General features: G+C 53.8%; 15 protein-coding genes. 1 reads left to right on the top strand and 14 read right to left on the bottom strand.

The annotated features are described in order from the left end of the window. Window positions 1–31: 31 nt before the first annotated feature. From DYE26_RS03030 to fabF, 4 genes are all read right to left on the bottom strand, one after another. Window positions 32–1,438, bottom strand: coding sequence for a DUF4349 domain-containing protein (locus tag DYE26_RS03030; RefSeq protein WP_051985391.1), 1,407 nt, complete (start codon window positions 1,436–1,438; stop codon window positions 32–34). 502 nt (window positions 1,439–1,940) lie between these two features. After that, window positions 1,941–3,134, bottom strand: a complete 1,194-nt coding sequence (locus DYE26_RS03025; RefSeq protein WP_036618208.1) for an IS4 family transposase — start codon at window positions 3,132–3,134, stop codon at window positions 1,941–1,943. A gap of 304 nt (window positions 3,135–3,438) precedes the next feature. Beyond that, window positions 3,439–3,612 carry a hypothetical protein gene (locus DYE26_RS33265; RefSeq protein ID WP_164815238.1) on the bottom strand — a complete coding sequence of 58 codons (174 nt, stop codon included), beginning with the start codon at window positions 3,610–3,612 and terminating at the stop codon, window positions 3,439–3,441. 233 nt (window positions 3,613–3,845) lie between these two features. Then, the gene (gene fabF / locus DYE26_RS03020) at window positions 3,846–5,087 is read right to left on the bottom strand and encodes a beta-ketoacyl-ACP synthase II (protein WP_036622091.1); all 1,242 of its coding nucleotides are present in this window, start codon (window positions 5,085–5,087) and stop codon (window positions 3,846–3,848) included. 127 nt (window positions 5,088–5,214) lie between these two features. Between fabF and DYE26_RS03015 the strand changes: the two genes are divergently transcribed. After that, window positions 5,215–6,066 (top strand): helix-turn-helix transcriptional regulator, encoded by an 852-nt coding sequence (locus DYE26_RS03015; protein WP_036622090.1) that lies wholly within the window; start codon window positions 5,215–5,217, stop codon window positions 6,064–6,066. A 60-nt stretch (window positions 6,067–6,126) separates the two neighbouring features. Here DYE26_RS03015 and DYE26_RS03010 read toward each other — a convergent pair whose 3' ends face one another. The 10 genes from DYE26_RS03010 to DYE26_RS02965 form a co-directional block, all read right to left on the bottom strand. Further along, window positions 6,127–7,701 carry a response regulator transcription factor gene (locus DYE26_RS03010; protein ID WP_036622088.1) on the bottom strand — a complete coding sequence of 525 codons (1,575 nt, stop codon included), beginning with the start codon at window positions 7,699–7,701 and terminating at the stop codon, window positions 6,127–6,129. Further along, a complete protein-coding gene (locus DYE26_RS03005) occupies window positions 7,676–9,586 on the bottom strand; it encodes a sensor histidine kinase (protein ID WP_036622085.1) in 1,911 nt (636 codons plus the stop codon). The genes DYE26_RS03010 and DYE26_RS03005 overlap by 26 nt, the downstream gene beginning before the upstream one ends. Window positions 9,587–9,686: 100 nt before the next feature. Continuing rightward, window positions 9,687–11,357, bottom strand: coding sequence for an extracellular solute-binding protein (locus DYE26_RS03000; protein WP_172531690.1), 1,671 nt, complete (start codon window positions 11,355–11,357; stop codon window positions 9,687–9,689). A gap of 94 nt (window positions 11,358–11,451) precedes the next feature. After that, window positions 11,452–12,339 (bottom strand): carbohydrate ABC transporter permease, encoded by an 888-nt coding sequence (locus DYE26_RS02995; RefSeq protein WP_036622084.1) that lies wholly within the window; start codon window positions 12,337–12,339, stop codon window positions 11,452–11,454. 41 nt (window positions 12,340–12,380) lie between these two features. Then, window positions 12,381–13,337: an ABC transporter permease gene (locus DYE26_RS02990; protein ID WP_051985848.1), complete on the bottom strand. Its 957-nt coding sequence runs from the start codon at window positions 13,335–13,337 to the stop codon at window positions 12,381–12,383. 507 nt (window positions 13,338–13,844) lie between these two features. Next, on the bottom strand, window positions 13,845–14,381 hold the full coding sequence (locus DYE26_RS02985; RefSeq protein ID WP_036622081.1) for a GNAT family N-acetyltransferase: 537 nt from the start codon (window positions 14,379–14,381) through the stop codon (window positions 13,845–13,847). Window positions 14,382–14,408: 27 nt separating this feature from the next. Beyond that, a complete protein-coding gene (locus tag DYE26_RS02980; RefSeq protein ID WP_036622080.1) occupies window positions 14,409–14,720 on the bottom strand; it encodes a hypothetical protein in 312 nt (103 codons plus the stop codon). A gap of 36 nt (window positions 14,721–14,756) precedes the next feature. Continuing rightward, window positions 14,757–15,386, bottom strand: coding sequence for an NUDIX hydrolase (locus DYE26_RS02975; RefSeq protein ID WP_036622079.1), 630 nt, complete (start codon window positions 15,384–15,386; stop codon window positions 14,757–14,759). A gap of 44 nt (window positions 15,387–15,430) precedes the next feature. Continuing rightward, window positions 15,431–15,934, bottom strand: coding sequence for a GNAT family N-acetyltransferase (locus tag DYE26_RS02970; protein ID WP_036622077.1), 504 nt, complete (start codon window positions 15,932–15,934; stop codon window positions 15,431–15,433). Window positions 15,935–16,083: 149 nt separating this feature from the next. Beyond that, on the bottom strand, window positions 16,084–16,698 hold the full coding sequence (locus DYE26_RS02965) for a class I SAM-dependent methyltransferase (RefSeq protein WP_036622075.1): 615 nt from the start codon (window positions 16,696–16,698) through the stop codon (window positions 16,084–16,086). Window positions 16,699–16,737: the final 39 nt, after the last annotated feature.

Here is a 16,737-nt window from a genome sequence, read left to right as displayed (position 1 = left end):
GCCGTTTTGGTGGATTGCAGCGAATAATGACTTACTCCGGTTTGTCCGGCGTTTTCGGCGGAACGTCCATGCCGGCCGCTTCCCTGGAGACCGGTTCCTGCGGCGCCCGCACTTGTGAGGCTGGCGCCTGCTGGGCGGGGTCCTGCGGCGGCGGCACCTGCAAGGACGGCGCTTGCGGGGCAGGCTCCTGCGACAGCGGCACCTGTGAGCCGGCTGACTGCTCGGCCGGCGTCTGCGCGGGCGCTGTCTGCGTTGCCGGTTCCTGCGGAACCTGCGCCTCGTTGGGACGAGCCTGCACGGCCATCCCGTTCGCTAGCATCGCGTTCGTTTGCATCCCGTTCGCTTGCTTCCAGGCTTCCCGCTGCGCGGCTCTGTTCTGCGCCTGACGGCGGCGCAGAAGCCAAAGCGGCACCACGATAACCGCAGCGATGGCGATCACCGGCAGCGCCCCCGCCAACAAGACGATCAGCCACTGCAGGATCAGCGACAGCACTTCGATGCTTCCCGTCAGCGCCTGCTTGGCTCGCTCCAAGAGCGGGGGCTCATCGCCCTCTGCCATGGCGGATCCCGCCTGCTCCGGTTGATACAAACGGATTTCGACCGTGGAATAGGCGACGTTGCTGTCGATGTACCGCATCCGGCCTTTGATCTGCTCGATTTCCGTCTGAATCCGCTCCAGCTCATTCACGAACTTAACCAGTTGGCTCGTTTGAGTTGCTTCCTCCACAAATTTAAGGTACCTGGCCTCCATCGCTTCCTTGACTTTAAGCCGTGATTCCAGGTCCACGTACTCCTCGGAAACGTCCTGTCCCTGAATGGTGCGCTGCATTGATTTGAGCTTGAGCTGTTCCAGTTTGTCCAGGAACGGGGAAAACCCGGCGGCCGGCACCTTTAGGATAAAATTCCCGCCAAGCTCGTGCTGGGACTGATTTTCGGAGAACTCGACGATATAGCCGCCCGTTAATGTCACGAGATTGCGGATTTCGGATTGCGCTTTAGCGTAATCCTCCACTTCCATCGCGACGTTGGCCCGGTATATCAGCTTCTTGTTGAAGCCGGTGTCCGCTGTTGCCCCTTGAAATCCCGGGGAGGTTTGCCCCGCTCCCGCAGCGGCATTGGCGGTGCGTCCGCCTTCCCCCGCTCCCGCCGAAGATCCGGCCCCTCCGCCGGAGGACTCGGCTTCTTCAGTCCCATCGGCCGCATCGGACTTCTCCGCGACCGATTTGTCCGTGCTCCTGGCTCCACCCAGCCCCATTCCGCCATCGGCGGCCTCATTGGAAGCTTGATCGCCTACGGCCATGTCAGCCGCCGGTAAAGCGTTTTCCATGGATTGGGATGCGCTGCCCGAATTATCGCTTGCGTTCCCGCATCCGCCCAGCAGCCATAACCCTAAAATGACCGCTCCTAATACCGCAATCTTTTTACACCATTTCCCCAATGAAATGCCCCCCTTGTCATAAACAGGCTTGAGCGCTCCGCATTTTCTTATCTGCTCTGTACTGTTTTATCGCGGAACGTCTCTTACCTGTCTTGACGCCTCCAAAGTCTGGAAGGTTGCCGTCTTCGAAAAATAAAAATAGTCGAACCTTCCAGCATGGTGGCACTTGGACCAAAGGCCCCCTAACTTGGCTGCGACTCCGCTGAACATTTAAAGCAAGCATCCGCCGTTAAGTCCCCGGTGCCCTTTTGTATAGCGCCGAGAAAACCTTCGTAACCAGGTTGTCTGAGAAGCTCAACTGCCCCATAGCGCAAAACATAAGAACAAAAAATGCACTAGCGTTGCAAGAACACTAACATCAATTTTCAGCAAAACCCACATTTGGATTATTGAAACTATAAATGGATTTTTTTACAGTCATTTTTTAAGCTTAAGACCAAAAAGTCAAGGTTACCTAATGCGTAGGTCGCGATGTCCCATTAAATGTATATAATGGATATTATTACTTGAATTTGCTTGGCTTAATTATCCCAACCATTGTGCGCACCGATAACGCTTTGGGACCTGACCCCGGACGTCTCCCCGGACTACTTCGACTGGGTTTCCGATCCAGTTCGGTTCGAAAGGATCGCCATGAACGGTACAAGTACTCGCGGAGAATCCGGAGCACTTGCCAGTTTGTTTTTGCCGTTTGGGTGCTGTGCCGGATGTGCTCCACGAGCAAGGCAGTAATTAAAGCCAAGAATAACTGGTTCCAAATAGCCTGTGGTTTATGACTGTGCAGCTTCTTCAATCGCAAATGTTGCTTCAGCCATTTAAAATACAACTCGATGAGCCAGCGATTTTTATAGATCTGCGCGATTTCTTCAGCGGTCTTATCCCATACCGATGTAAAAATACGATAAGTCCGTTCCTGCTCGTCATAAAACTCCACCAAACGAACGGAATGTTCCATGGATCGGAAGGAACTGCCCACGCAAACCTTGGCGTCCCGCGTGATGTTCGAGCCTTCCGGAACAGGATACTCCTCAATGACGGTGGCAAGCGCGCGATCTCGCATACGGATCACAAACTGGATGTTGTCCTGGACCCATTGATCCATCCGGGCATAATCATCATAACCGCGATCCATCACATAAATCGCATCCGAGGGGACGACCAGTTCAACGGCCCCCGCACGATCCCCTACATTGAGCGAACTGGGGATCATGGCATCAGGAAATAGCTTGTCGGGAGCTGTAACAACGAGGCGCAGATGCATCTTGACGCCGCTACTCTTATTTGACATCTTGGCCCAACTTCCAAGTTGAAGCGGCAGTCGAATGCTGGAAGAATCAATGATGTGCAATTTCCCGCTCTGGCCCTGGTGGCAAGCACGTTGCTGTGTTTGTGATGCCAGATGCTGAAACATCCACTCCAACAGCTCCGTTGGGATCTGATCGAGTTTTCGGGATAATTGCGAGCCGCTGATACTCTCCAACTGTAGAAGCTGCTGAAGTTTCGGCTCAGCACGAAGTGCAATTTCCATTTCACCGTAAGATGACCATTGTTTCAACTGAGCATTGATGAAGAGCATGATCGCTTTCATCGTGGTAAGTTTCTTGGTGTAATGGTCGAAGAGTAAACGTTGATGCACATCGATGGGCAGTAAGGAAATCAGTTGACGAATGACCGTTTTAGCTTTAACGTTATCCATGGATGGTCTCCTTTTGTAGAGAGTTATGGACAACGTACCTACCTCTTTACAATAGGAGATTTTTTATGCTTTTTCCATGAAAAATGATCATAATTACCCATATTTAACTAATATTTGATTATTCGCGTTAGGTTTTATGCAACGCTAGTGCAAAAAATGTCCTTATTCCGGCGATAACCCCCATTCAAGGAGAAATAAAGGCAATTTATGCCGCTATTTTTCCCGATCACCAGGAGATGCCCACATTCCGGACCACTTATAGGAAAATAAGGACATAAAATGTCGCTAGTGGGGATGAACATCCCTAGGTCCGGATAATAAGTACATAAAGTGCCGCTATTCTGATGGCCGGCGGTAGGTCGTCCAAGTAGCCTACGGTCATCGAACTTGTAGCCACTTGTTCGCTTCCTGCGCCGGACGGTTCATCGCTGCTGTAGCCTGCGGTTCGTTGTTCCTGCAGCTGTTCGTCGTCCAGCATCCGACGGTTCGTCGTCCGGCAGCCGGCTGCCGAGCACAGATGTCCAGGTTGTGTCCGGAGAACCTACGATCAATCACATATGTATGAAAAAAACAACGGAGACCCTGCTGTACAGTCAGGGTCTCCGCATCTATGGTTAAGGGGGATGGCTTTATACTACAAGGCTATACTTAAAACAAGATGAAAATCAGTTTAAAGTTTAATGAAATGTCTCATAATTCATAATTCATAATTCACGATTCATGATATTTCTTCAGCACTATGACCGCGTTATGTCCGCCGAACCCGAACGAGTTGGACAAGCCGATGTCAAGCGCGGCCTTTCGCGCAGCGTTCGGCACGTAATCCAGATCGCATTCGGGATCGGGATTCGTCAGGTTGATCGTCGGCGGGATCACCCCTTCGTTCAGCGTCTGCATCAGAGCGATTGCTTCCGCGCCGCCCGCCGCGCCAAACATATGGCCGATCATCGATTTGTTCGCCGTGATCGGAATTTGCCAGGCACGCTCGCCGAACGCTTTTTTGATCCCCAGGGTCTCCCCGCGGTCGCCCACCTCCGTGCTTGTGGCATGAGCGCTGATCACGTCAACCTGCTCCGGGGACACCCCGGCGGACCGCAGCGCCCGCTTCATCGCCTGAGCGGCGCCTTCCCCTTCCGGATGGGAAGCGACCACGTGATAGGCGTCCGAACTGGCCCCGTATCCGATCACCTCGCCATGAATCCGCGCGCCTCTGCGCAGCGCATGCCCCAGCGATTCCAGGATGACGATGCCGGCGCCTTCGCCCATCACGAAGCCGTCGCGGGCCGCGTCAAACGGGCGGCTGGCCTGCTCCGGCTCGCCGCTCCGCTTCGACAGCGCCGTAGCGTTCCCGAAGCTGGCCAAGGCCAAAGGATGAATCGCCGCCTCCGTCCCGCCGGCGATCATAACATCCGCCTCGCCGCTCTTAATCAGCCGGAACGCTTCCCCGATCGCCGTATTGCCGATCGAACAGGCCGTCACCGGCGACAGCGTGGGCCCAAGCGCGCCGTAGCGGATGCTGATTTGCGCCGCCGCCATATTCGAAATCATCATCGGGACAAGGCTCGGGCTTACCCGGCCCGGTCCGCGGCTATCCAAGACCCTCATGTTTTCGGCCAGCGTCTCGATCCCGCCGATGCCAGATCCGACGTAAACGCCAAACCGTTCCCGGTCAACCCGTTCCGGCTGCAGCCTCGCATCCTGCAACGCCTGTTCGGCGGCATACATCGCGTATTGGCAAAAGCGGTCCATTTTCCGCGCTTCCTTCCGGCCGAACAGCCCCTCCGCATCGAAATCCCGCACCTGGCCGGCGATTTGGGTGCCGAATCCCGTAACATCAAAGCGATCGATCCGGGAAATTCCCGATCTCCCTTCCTTAAGTCCGTTCCAAAACGTATCCACATCGTTGCCCAGCGGAGACAAAATGCCCATACCGGTAATGACAACCCGTTCCATACCAAAATCCTCCTTCAAAAAAACATCTGTTGTCCCCTATTTTATCCGCTTCTTATCCTATTACAAGTTTTTAATTATCCTAGTATAATAGGTAATACAATAAGCGACGTTAAAGGAGAATCTCAAAGTGAGTACGGAACCGAGACTTAAAGCGCTCTCCGAATTTTTAAAAACCCGGCGGGCCAAGCTGAATCCGCAGGCGGTCGGACTGCCGCCGGGCGGGCGCCGCCGGACGCCTGGACTGCGGCGCGAAGAAGTCGCCCAGTTGGCCGGGGTCAGCACAACCTGGTACACCTGGCTGGAACAGGGCCGTGACATCAAGGTGTCCGCTTCGGTCCTGGACGCCATCGCCGGGGCGCTCAAACTGAATGCCGATGAACGCAAATATTTGTTTGATCTGGCGATGGACAGCGGCTTGCACCCTTCCTTCACTCAGGAGCCAAACACCGCCATCAGCCCTTCGCTGCATAAAATCCTGCAGGAGCTGAAGTTTTGTCCCACGATCATTTCCGATCGCCATTGCCATATCGTCGGCTGGAACGCCGCCGCGTCCCACGTATTCGTCGACTTCGAGCATCTTAAAGGCGAAGAGCGGAATCTGATCTACCTCGTATTCGCCAAAAAAGAGCTGCGCAGCCTGGCGGTCAACTGGCCGCATTTCGTGAAAGGTTTTTTGGCGATTTTTCGCGCGTATTACGGCCAATACGTGGCCGATCCGTGGTATGCCGGGTTTATCGAGAAAATGACGCAGAGCTACCCCGATTTTCACGATTTGTGGGAGCAAAGCGAAGTCAAGGCCGCTCCCGAAGTCCTGATCGAATTCCGCCACGCCAAAGCCGGAAAAATGCTGTTTAACCTGACCTCATTACAGGTGCAGGGAGAGGCCGATTTGCGCTGCAGCATCTATACACCGATCGAAGGCACGGCCACGGAGGCGAAATTGAAGAAGCTGCTCGAGGGAGCGGGCCAGAAACATTGAAATGTTCGGAAACAATCGGGCCGAGCCGCATCCCCAAAAGGAAACGGCTCGGCCCAACGTTTATCTCTGGCCGGCAAACATTTTGTCGCGGTATTCGAAAGGCGAAATTCCTTCCAGCTCTTTGAAGACGCGGGAAAACTGCTTCGTATTTTCGAAGCCGACCGCCGCGCCGATTTCCGACAATTTCAGGCTCCCGGCGCCGATCAACTGCTTCGCTTTGCGGATGCGCACCTTTTTTAAGTACAGCACGAAGCTTTCTCCGGCATAAGCTTTAAAAGCCTCGCTGAAATACGAGTAATTCAGCGAAACATGGTTGCTGACCATCGCCATGTTCAGCGGCCGGTGATAATTTTCTTCGATGTAGGCGATGGCCTCCTTCATATCCCCGTGCTCGCTGTGGGCGGAACGGATTTCCCGGATGTAATCGTCCAAACTTAGCAGCAGCTGCTCCAGCGCGCGAAAATAGTCGTGGAAATGGCGGAAATTGTTCATCGTCCCCACCTGGCGGTACAGCTTCAATACCTCCACCGAAGCTTCGCCGTACAACCGGAACACTTCGTCCAACACCTGTTCGTTCATGCGCCGGCCAACCGTTTCCAGATAGGAAACATCGACATCCGGCAGTTCGCCGACGCGGAAGATCGTGCGGAGCAGCGCCCCGATCTCCTTTTCCCGCTTCGTGCCGAGGATGTTGCCCAGCTTGCGGAGTTCCTCCTCCGGTACGGGGAAAACGCGTTTTTCGCCCGGCAGCTCACTGTAGCAAATCAGGCTCGTGCCCGGATAGATAAACGTGTGTTCCAATGATCTTTTGGCCTCCGCATAACAGCGGGGGATATCCTCCAAAAGGCGGCCTTCCCGGCTGACGCCCATCAGCAGGCCTTCCAGCTCCTTCTCCGCGGCAAGCCGCGACAGTTCGGCAAAATTGGCTTGCGGCCCCCCGATCAGCACAACCCGCCCTTCGCGGTCGAACACCGCGGCGTTCAGGCAGCCGTTCACGGTTAGCAGCATGTGTTCCGCCAGCGCTTTCAGCTCTTCCTTGTTCATGCACCGCCCATCATCGTACTTATACATCAGCACTGCCGCCGAAAACGGTACGGCGTAACGGTCAAACCCGATCTCCTGCCCCAGCTTCCCGGTTTCCTCCCCGGCTATTTCCCCGATCTGCAGCAGCTCCTGCAAACTTCTCGACTGCAGTTCGGCGCGGTACATCTCCGACATCGCCATTTGCTCCTCCATGCGGGAAAGCTGGTTCAAATGCTCTTCGCATTTGCGCAAAGCCGCAAACAGCTCGTCCCGGCGGATCGGCTTAAGCAAGTAGTCCTTCACCTGGTATTGGATCGCCGCTTTGGCGTATTCGAAATCCTCATAACCGCTCAGAATGATGACCAGCGGCTGAGGGTGTCCCGAAGCGCGGGGTTCCTCGGCCAATTTGCCGATCAAGGCGATCCCGTCCATCCCCGGCATCCGGATGTCCGTGATGACAATATCGGCTCCTTCGGAGCGGTAATGTTCCAGCGCTTCCCCGCCCTGGCCGGCGGTGATCAGCCGGTACCGGCCCGGATACTCGCGCTCAATCATCGTCTTTAACCCCAAGCGGATATTTTTCTCATCATCCACGATCAAGAGTGTTCGCATGTTCGCCCATCCCTCCTGTCAATAACATCCGCGGAATCGTCATCACAACCCGGGTATAGCGCCCCGGTTCGCTGATTACTTTCAGACCATAAGCCGCGCCAAAAAACAGCCTCACCCGTTCCTGGACGTTCAGCAGACCGATGCCGCGGGAGCGGACGCCCGTTTCAAAGGTGCCCGTTAACCTTTCTCTTAGCCCGGCCGCGGCCAATTCCGCATTCAATCTGGCCAGTATGGCGGCCTCGATGCCGCAGCCGTTGTCCGTAACCGTAATTTGCATCCGGTCTTCCTCGCAGACAGCGCCGATATGAAGTTCCCGCTTTCCCGGGGGCTCCCCCGTCCAGGCGTGCTTCACCGCGTTTTCCACGATCGGCTGCAGCGACATTTTCAGCACCTCCAGCTCCAGATCGCCGTCGCTAATCTCCGTGATCAGCGCGACCGGCTCGTCAAAGCGGATGTTCATGACCTCCAAATAATTTTCGATATGGCGGATTTCATCGCGCAGCTTGACGTATTCGCCCGACCATTTGAAGTTATAGCGCATCATGCCGCCCAAGGAGGTCAGCGCGTCGGAAATCGTGCGCTGGCCCTCGATCTCGGCCATCATCTTGATATTTTCCAGCGTATTGTACAAAAAGTGCGAATCGATCTGACTATGCAATGTCCTTAGTTCGGCTTCCTTGGTCATCGCCTGCTTGCGGACCCCTTGGGCGATCAGTTCGTTTATCGTCTGGATCAACTTGCTGAAATGATGCGCCAGCTCCCCGACTTCCCCTCCCCCTTTAATGCGCGGGACGTCGATATGGAAATCGCCTTTGCGCATTTTTTTCATCGCTTCGGTCAAACGCCGCAAATTTTTCAGGATAATCGAATTCAGCAAAAAGGTAATGGTCGACAAAAGCACGATCAACAGGATATTGGCGGCCATGATTTGCTGCTTGGAGCGCAGGATGTTATCGAGCACGCCTTCCAGGGACACAACGTACAGCAGGTGCGCGTCAATCCGCTCGATCGGGGCGGAGATGAGCAAAAACTCAGCCCCCTCCAGTTCGAATTGGGTTTGCAAGGCGGCGTCCGCGGGCTGTTCCCGGAGCAGTTCCCGCACTTTTTGCCGCATAATGCCGCTGCCGCCGAGCAGAGATTGCCCGCGATCCATATATATCGCGCCATGAGCATCAAGCAAAGCCATCTGGGATTCATCGTCCGCAATGCCCGTATACACCCTGGGCGCAAAATCCTTCAGCAGCATTTCGATGCCGATGATCCCGATATGCGCTCCGCCCGAATTGATCTCTTGAAACAGCGAGATTTTCGGCTGGTTTTCCGCGGGTTCGGCCGTATACCTTTTCATGATGTCGCGGTCGGTCTGCTGCAGCACCCACAGCTGTCCGCCATCCCGTTCATTGACCTCAGGGTACCACGGCTCGGCGGAGATCCGGTTCTCCCGGAACACGGTCGGCCAGATTTCATGGGTCAGCGGGTTGTTCGTAAATATCCGCCAGTGAACGATTTGCGGCGTGCCTAATTGAATCAGACCGAAATCGGCGAACTTCCCCATATTCCAATCGATCAGCTCGCTGGTCTCCGGCTCCCGGTCCAGAGTCAAATAATCCATCAAATCCTGATGGGATATGGAGATTTGGGCCGCCAGCTCCATCGCCTCGATCTGCTTTTGGATTTGAATGCTTTCCAGCTCGATCGTGAATTGGCTTTTCTTGAGCGCATCGGCGATATAGTTTTGATGAATCTGGTTAAACAGATAGTTCGATACAATAATGCTCGGAATAAAAAAAATAACGATATAAGCCGTCACAAGCCGGCTTTGCATCGATCTGCGTCCAAGCCAGTATAGAAAATGATCCGCGGTTGACTGAATCCATCGTTTCATCGCTGCGATTTCTCCCGGGGAATGCGGACAAAGGGGAACCTCGCGGGCGGGTTAGCCGCCAGCCAAGGAACCCCAGGATTGTCCTGCTTCATTTATATAGTCATTTGATGAACTCGGCGAGCTTCGCCATGTTCTCCTCGTATTTCTTCTGTTTGTACTCCCACACTTTGGCATATCCGAGCTCATCGCGTTTCTTCAAGTAATCGTTCCAGATCTGATCGAACTCGGCATCCGATTTCGCCAACAGCAGCTTAGGCGCCACTTTGCCCCATTCCTGCAAAATTTTCGTATTCATTACGCCTTCCTCGGAGTTGCCTTGCGGATCGATTTGGTCGAATTGCGAGAAGCTATGCGACTTGCCGCGGGTCCAATCTTCCGTCTGCTTGAACGGCTCGACGGCCGGAGGCGCCCAAGCCAGGGTCGTGTTCGTATCCATCAGCATCCAGAAGGTGTGGGACGCGCCGTACTTTTTGTCGAACGCGCCGCGGTCGCTGTTGAGCAGCTCCGCAACTTCAGGAAGGAACTGGTCTTTGCCGTCAATCGTGTCCCAAGTGACGCCTTGCTTGCCCAGGTACGTGTCGCGTTGTCCTTCCTCGGAGATCATATAGCTCAGAAAGCGGATCGCCCGCGCTTTGTCCTTGACGTTTTTGGAGATCAGCGTCACCGTCCAGCCGGAGATGGACGGTCCGGCCAGCGTCGGCTGGTCCAGCCCGGCGTTCGCCGGTCCGTCAACCGCGATATAGACGGAGTTCGGATCGTTCGCGTAGAGCACGTTTTGCTGGTTGGCCATGTCGCTGCGCTGATACAGCATCGCGAAGTAGCGGCCTTGCGCAATCTTCTCTTCCATCTGCGGACGTTTATCCACGAAGATATCTTTGGCCAGCAGCCCCTTCTCATTGGCCTGGCGCAGCGTTTTCAGCCACTTGACGTATTCCGGATCGGTGGTGCGGTCGTACAGCTTGCCGTCCTTCTCCTGCGGAATCGCCAGGAAGTTCTGGATGTAGGCTTCGAGCGAGTAATTGCCTTTCTCGTGGAAATCGTGCAGGCCGAACGGAATCAGCGGCTGCCCGTTCACGTCAGGGAACATTTTCTTCGCGTCTTCAAGCGCTTTCAAAAACCCTTCAGGCGTGCGCATATCCGGCTTGCCAAGCGCTTCGTACATATCCTTGCGCACGAGAAACGTCTGGGTGGACGTGAAATTGTCGCCGAATTTCTCGTAATCCTTCGGTGAAGAAGACGCGTTCGGATAGCCGTAGATATTGCCGTCCTCCTGAGTATACCACGACACCTTGGCCGGATCGGTCACTTTATGGAAATACGGATCGTATTGGTCCGCCAGTTCGTTCAGCGGCAGCACCAAACCGCCTTCGATCATTTTTTTGACCGCGTCCTCGCTCCAGGCGATCGTGATGAAATCCGGAAGCGAACCCGAGGCGATCATCGCGTTCATCTTCTCGGTCTCGTTGCCGGCAGGTACGATTAAGTTGAGGTTCACGCCGGTTTTCTCCGTCACGTATTGGGAAGTAATGTCCTCGCCCCATTTGTTCGGAAACCAGGCAAAGTTGATGTACCAGTCGAACGTAATCGGGGAGGTATCCACCTTCCAGCCCGGATCGTCCCGGGTCAGCTTCACTTCCTCCGCCGCCGGCTGCTCTTCCCCTCCTTTCACGGATGCCTTGCTGCCGCCGCCGGACGAACATGCCGCCGTAAAGACCATGACCAGCGCGAACATTAACAGCAGCAGGCTTTTTGGCTTATGCATCTTGCTCATGTGTTTTCCCCTTTTCTCGTTTAGAAATATGATTATATAGAACCCCTGCCTGGATAGGCAAGAAGCAGCTACCTTGCTTATTAGGCAAAACGTTTTATCCCTTGATCGAGCCGATCATCATGCCTTTGACGAAATAACGCTGCAAAAACGGGTAGACGAACACGATCGGCAGCGTCGTGACGACCATCGTCGCCAGTTTGATCGACTGCGAGGTCACCGTCTTGGAAATGCCTCCCGGCACCTGGGCCGCCATCTGGTTGGAGCTGGACTGGGCCACGACCCGGTACAAGTAAGTTTGGATCGGCTGCAGGTCCATATTGTTAAGGTAAATGACCCCGGTAAAATAGTCGTTCCATTGATACACGCCGTGGAATAACGCGATCGTCGCCACCACCGGCATTGATACCGGGAGTACCACGCGGAGGAAGATCGCCCAGTCGTTGGCGCCGTCGATTTTCGCGGCTTCTTCAAGCCCGTCCGGGATTTCGCGGAAAAAGGTCATAAAGATGATCAGATCGAAAAAGCTGAACAACGCGGGAATGATGTAGATCAAGAAATTATCCAACAGGTGGAGGTCCCTCATCAGCAGGTACGTCGGGATCAACCCGCCGCCGAAAAACATCGTGACCGTGCCGAGCAGGATATATAATTTCCCGCCGATCAAATCTTTGCGGGAGAAAGCGTACGCCACCATCGCCGTGAACAGCACGTGCAGCAGCGTCCCGACGAGCGTCTTGGCCACGGTGATGCCCATCGCCAGCATGATGCCGGGGCTTTGGAACACGGCGCCGTAGTTCTCGAAGCTGAACGCGCGGGGCCACCAATAGATCCCGCCGCGCATCCCGTCCATCCCCTCGTTGAGGGAATTGACGAGCACGTACCAGACCGGATAAAGCGTCACGAAGCAGATCAGCAGCATTCCGATATTGTTGCACAGGTCGAAGAAGGCTTCTCCCTTGGTTCTTCTTTTTAGATTCAGCATGTTCTCAGGGCTCCTTCATGAATTGGACTTGGCCTCACCGGCTAAAACAGGGACGTGTCGTTCAGCTTCTTCGTCACCCGGTTGGCCAGCAGCAGCAGGATGAGCGCGATCACCGATTTGAACAGCCCCACCGCCGTCGAATAGGAATAACGCCCGGACAACATCCCGGTTTGGTAAACGTAGATGTCGATGACGTTGCTGGCGCTTTCGTTCAGCGCGTTGCGCAGCACCAGGATTTGATCGAAGTTGGAGTTCAGCACGCCGCCCACCGCAAGAATGAACAAAATCGAAATCGTCGCCTTGATGGAAGGCAGGGTAATATACCACATTTTCTGAAATCTCCCGGCCCCGTCGATCGTGGCCGCCTCGTACATTTCCGGCGATATGCTCGTGATCGCGGCCAAATAAATGATGGCGGACCAGCCCAGCTCCTTCCAGACATCCGAAGCGACGACGATGCCCCAGAAATAACTCGGCTCGGCCAGATACGAAATCGGCTCTTGAATCAAGTGCAAAGCCAGCAAAAGATCGTTGATAATCCCGACGTCCGACAGCCAGGTGGTCAATATCCCGCCGAGGACGACCCAGGACAGAAAGTGCGGCAGATACGAGATCGTTTGCACCGCCTTTTTGAACCGGACCGAACGCATCTCGTTCAGAAACAACGCGAAGATGATCGGCAGCGGAAAACCGACGATCAGCTTGATCAGGCTGATGCCCAGCGTATTTTTCATCACATTAACGAAATTGTCGTCCTGAAAAAACTCCTTAAAATGGTCAAAGCCCACCCACGGCGCCTCGGCGACCGACCTCACGATGTTGTACTCCTTAAAAGCGATGATAATGCCGTACATCGGCACGTAGTTGAAGACGATCATCCAGGCGACGCCCAGCAGCGCCATGATTTGAATATGCCTTTGCGCGTACAGGCGCCCCCACCGTTTGCCCCATACCGATGGCGGCTTGTTTCTTTCCGGAGCGGCCGCCGGTTCCGCCATCTGTTCCGTCATCTGTTCTATATCCATTCCTCTGACCTCCATGCTGTTCAAAAGCTAGTTATGTAAGCACTTCCAATTCCCTGTATTTATTGTAAACGGGGATGAGGGCGAGGGTAAGGCTTCAGATTTCGTATTGGGGGTCTCATTTTTCGGCTCCAAATCAGCCCCAAAAAAATAAGAACCAAAAATGTCGTTATTCCGGCGAAATCCATTCATTTGAGTGAAATAGCGGCAATTTATGTATCTATTTTCCCTCGTCGCAAGGAAATGTCCGTGTTCTGGACCATGTATAGGAAAATAAGCACATAAAATGCCGCTAATGAAATGTACATGCCAGGGCTCCGGATAATAAGTACATAAAATGTCGCTAATTTGAAGGCCGTGCTAACCGGTCTTTCCGGCGGCCGACCGTCATGAAGCTGATTTCTAGGTTAAGCCCATTTTTCGGCTAAAAAAAAGAATGACGATCCGGGGTTACCGTTTCGTCATTCTTCCATGGAGCGGCTATTACCGGAATTCCTCCACCAGCACGCTCATGATGATCAAATCGCTGTATTTTCCGTTTTTGAACTCTTTTTGCCTCAGCCGTCCTTCTTCTTTAAAGCCGCAGCCGAGATAACAACGGTAAGCCCGTTCGTTAAAATCAAGAACCTCCAGCTCCAGCCGGTTTAAGTTCAGCCGTTCGAACACGAACCGTTTCATCAGCTCGATCGCTTCCCGGCCATACCCTTGTCCCAGCAGCTCCTTGCGTCCGATAACGATGCCAAGCACGGCCGAACGGTTTTGCCAGTCGATTTTATGCAGATCGATTTGACCGATGTACTCCAGCGTATCTTTTTCCGCAATGACAAAACCTTTGCTCCCGGTTTTCCCTTCCATCGTCATTTTCAGAAAAGACTCGGTTTCGTGAAGCGTATGCGGAAACGTAAAAATACCGCTCAGCGTGCCGGTAATTTCCTCATCGTTCACCCATTGCCGGATATAAGGCAGATCCTCCATCCGGTACTCCCTTAACGTGATCCGGTTTCCGTGAATATGCGGCATACTCCAAACCTTCTTTCCTCCCGAACATTAAGCAAACTGGGCATAGATCATAATTCCAATATAAGGGACCACCCACAGCAGGGGGAGCATATTCCACCATACCGAGCGCTTCCATTTGCCTTTGGCGAAAAAATACCAGCTTAATATAAGGGCAAGCAGCAGCCCGCCGGGATAAGCCTCAAGGTAATATAAAAAGCTCCTCATTCCCCTGTCGCCAGCCGAGCCGGGCGAATCGGACAGAAACGCGGAAATGCCCAGCACGACGAGCCAAACGGCCATAAACAACACATATACGATCTGCGACAAGATGAGAAAAAGCATCGTTTTCCGTTTGGCCATCCCTCGCCACCCTTTCCAAGGTTCTTATCCGCAAATCTAATCGAACCAAACCTCGTTCGGCTGATGGCGCAAAGCAAACAGGCGCCCAATCTGCTCCAAGGTGTTTCTTTCCGTTGATAACGGCGGCAGTTCGTCCTCCCCGAAAAAGCCGACCTGCAGCGTCTCCATCCCGGCTTCCGCCCGGCCTCCGACCTGCTCGCATAAAATAAACATCTTATATACATGCCAAGGCTCCGGGGGATGCTGATGGAATTTTTTGTCCAACACGGCCATCAAGCGGACCGGCACGACATCCAGCCCCGACTCTTCCTTCACCTCTTTGACGGCGACCTCTTTCGGCGACAGTCCGATGTCGGCCCAGCCGCCGGGCAGAGCCCACGCCCCGTCGATCCGCTCCTTAACGAGCAGAATCCGATCGTCCTGAAACACGACGCCGCGGACGTCCACCTTTGGGGTCGCATACCCGGTTTCAGCGGCAAACAGCGACCGGATCTTCTCCGTCTCCACCTCGGTGTAGCGGTTCATGATGTCCACGCTGAGGTCTCGCAGCATTTCAAAGCGCTCAAGGTCGTACTTATCTTTGGAATAAGCCAAGCCCGCCTGGCTAATCGCCTGGATCTGCTTCGCCCACTCCAGCCACAACGGCTGCGGTACATGATCCGCCATCGCCCATCGCTTCCTTTCTGGTCGGCCCGCCTCGCGCCGGCGGGTTAAATTTTCTTCACGTATTTGGCCAGCGTCATGCGGTAGCCGAATTCCACTTTTTCGCTCTCTTCGGTAAATGCAAACCCGTTTGATTTATAAAATAAAGTGCCGATTCCGTTTTCCCGTTCGCACCAAGCAAATATCTCCTTCAGGGACGCATTGAGACGGATCAATTCGCCTAGCAGCGCCTTGCCGATTCCTTTCCTTTGATGTTCTTTCAAAATATACAATCGGGTCAGCTCGCTTTCCCCGTTCACGGGATCGCTCAATTGTCCGAATCCGACAATTTCCCCAGCCAGCTCAGCGACCAAAAACTTTCGGGCCGGGTCCGCTTCATCCCGGGTGATGCTGTGCTCCAGGCTGCTTTTCGAATAGGCGTGATTCAGGAATGTGGCGATAAAATGCTCCGGATAAATCGTTTCATAAGTGCTGTTCCAGGTTTCGACCGCAACCTCGCGAATTCCGTCGATATCATTTAGCCGTGCCGGACGGATCTGCAATGCCTCCATCTGCTTCAATCCTTTCTCTGTAAATAACTTGACCCAGCCGACAGATAAGCCTATCTCCAGCCGGGTCGTTGCTCCTTACGCCTTAACCTATGTTTACAAAACTATGATACACTGCCGCCTACGGTAAACGCTACCCCAATCCGATGAAATCAATTAGGCATTTTAACAATGTAATCCACGAAGCCCTGCCTGATTTTTTCCCCTTCATAAATGCGCTCAAGCACCCTGTCCTCTTTGTATAAGATTTCCATACCGGCGAACAAACTGTCGGGTTCCTGCGGATCGTAATAGGAATGAATCACCGGCAAGTCATCGTCAAATTGCTCATATTCATGATTTCCCAGATGAGGACCTTGACCGCAGCGGAAATCATTCGTGGTGAGAAAGTTAACGAACATAAGGCCCCCGGGCATCAGCACACGCTTCATTTCCTTCAAAGCTTGTTCGACATCCTTTTTACGCATATGAAATATCGTGTTATAGGAGTAAACGAACCCCATCGAATCATCGGCAAATTCCAACCGTCTCATATCCCCCTGGCGGATGTTCAACTCCAGCCCTCTTTGTTTGGCGTAATCGCCGGCAATTTCGCATTGCTTCGGGTCAGCGTCTATACCGTAAGTCGTGTAACCATAGGACCGGAACAAACTTAAAGGCGGCATATCGCCGCCGGCCCCGCAATCCAATATCCGCCTGGGCATCTCCGTCTCCTGACAGTACATTAAAAACCGGTATAAGGGAATCTGTTTGAAGATATCCTGCATTTTTCAAAAGGCCTCCTTATGGACTTCTTATGGACTTCT

Source organism: Paenibacillus macerans (assembly GCF_900454495.1).
Taxonomy (GTDB): Bacteria; Bacillota; Bacilli; order Paenibacillales; family Paenibacillaceae; genus Fontibacillus; species Fontibacillus macerans.
Note: the sequence above shows the minus strand (reverse complement) of the source record. Positions and strands in the feature narration are given on the sequence as shown.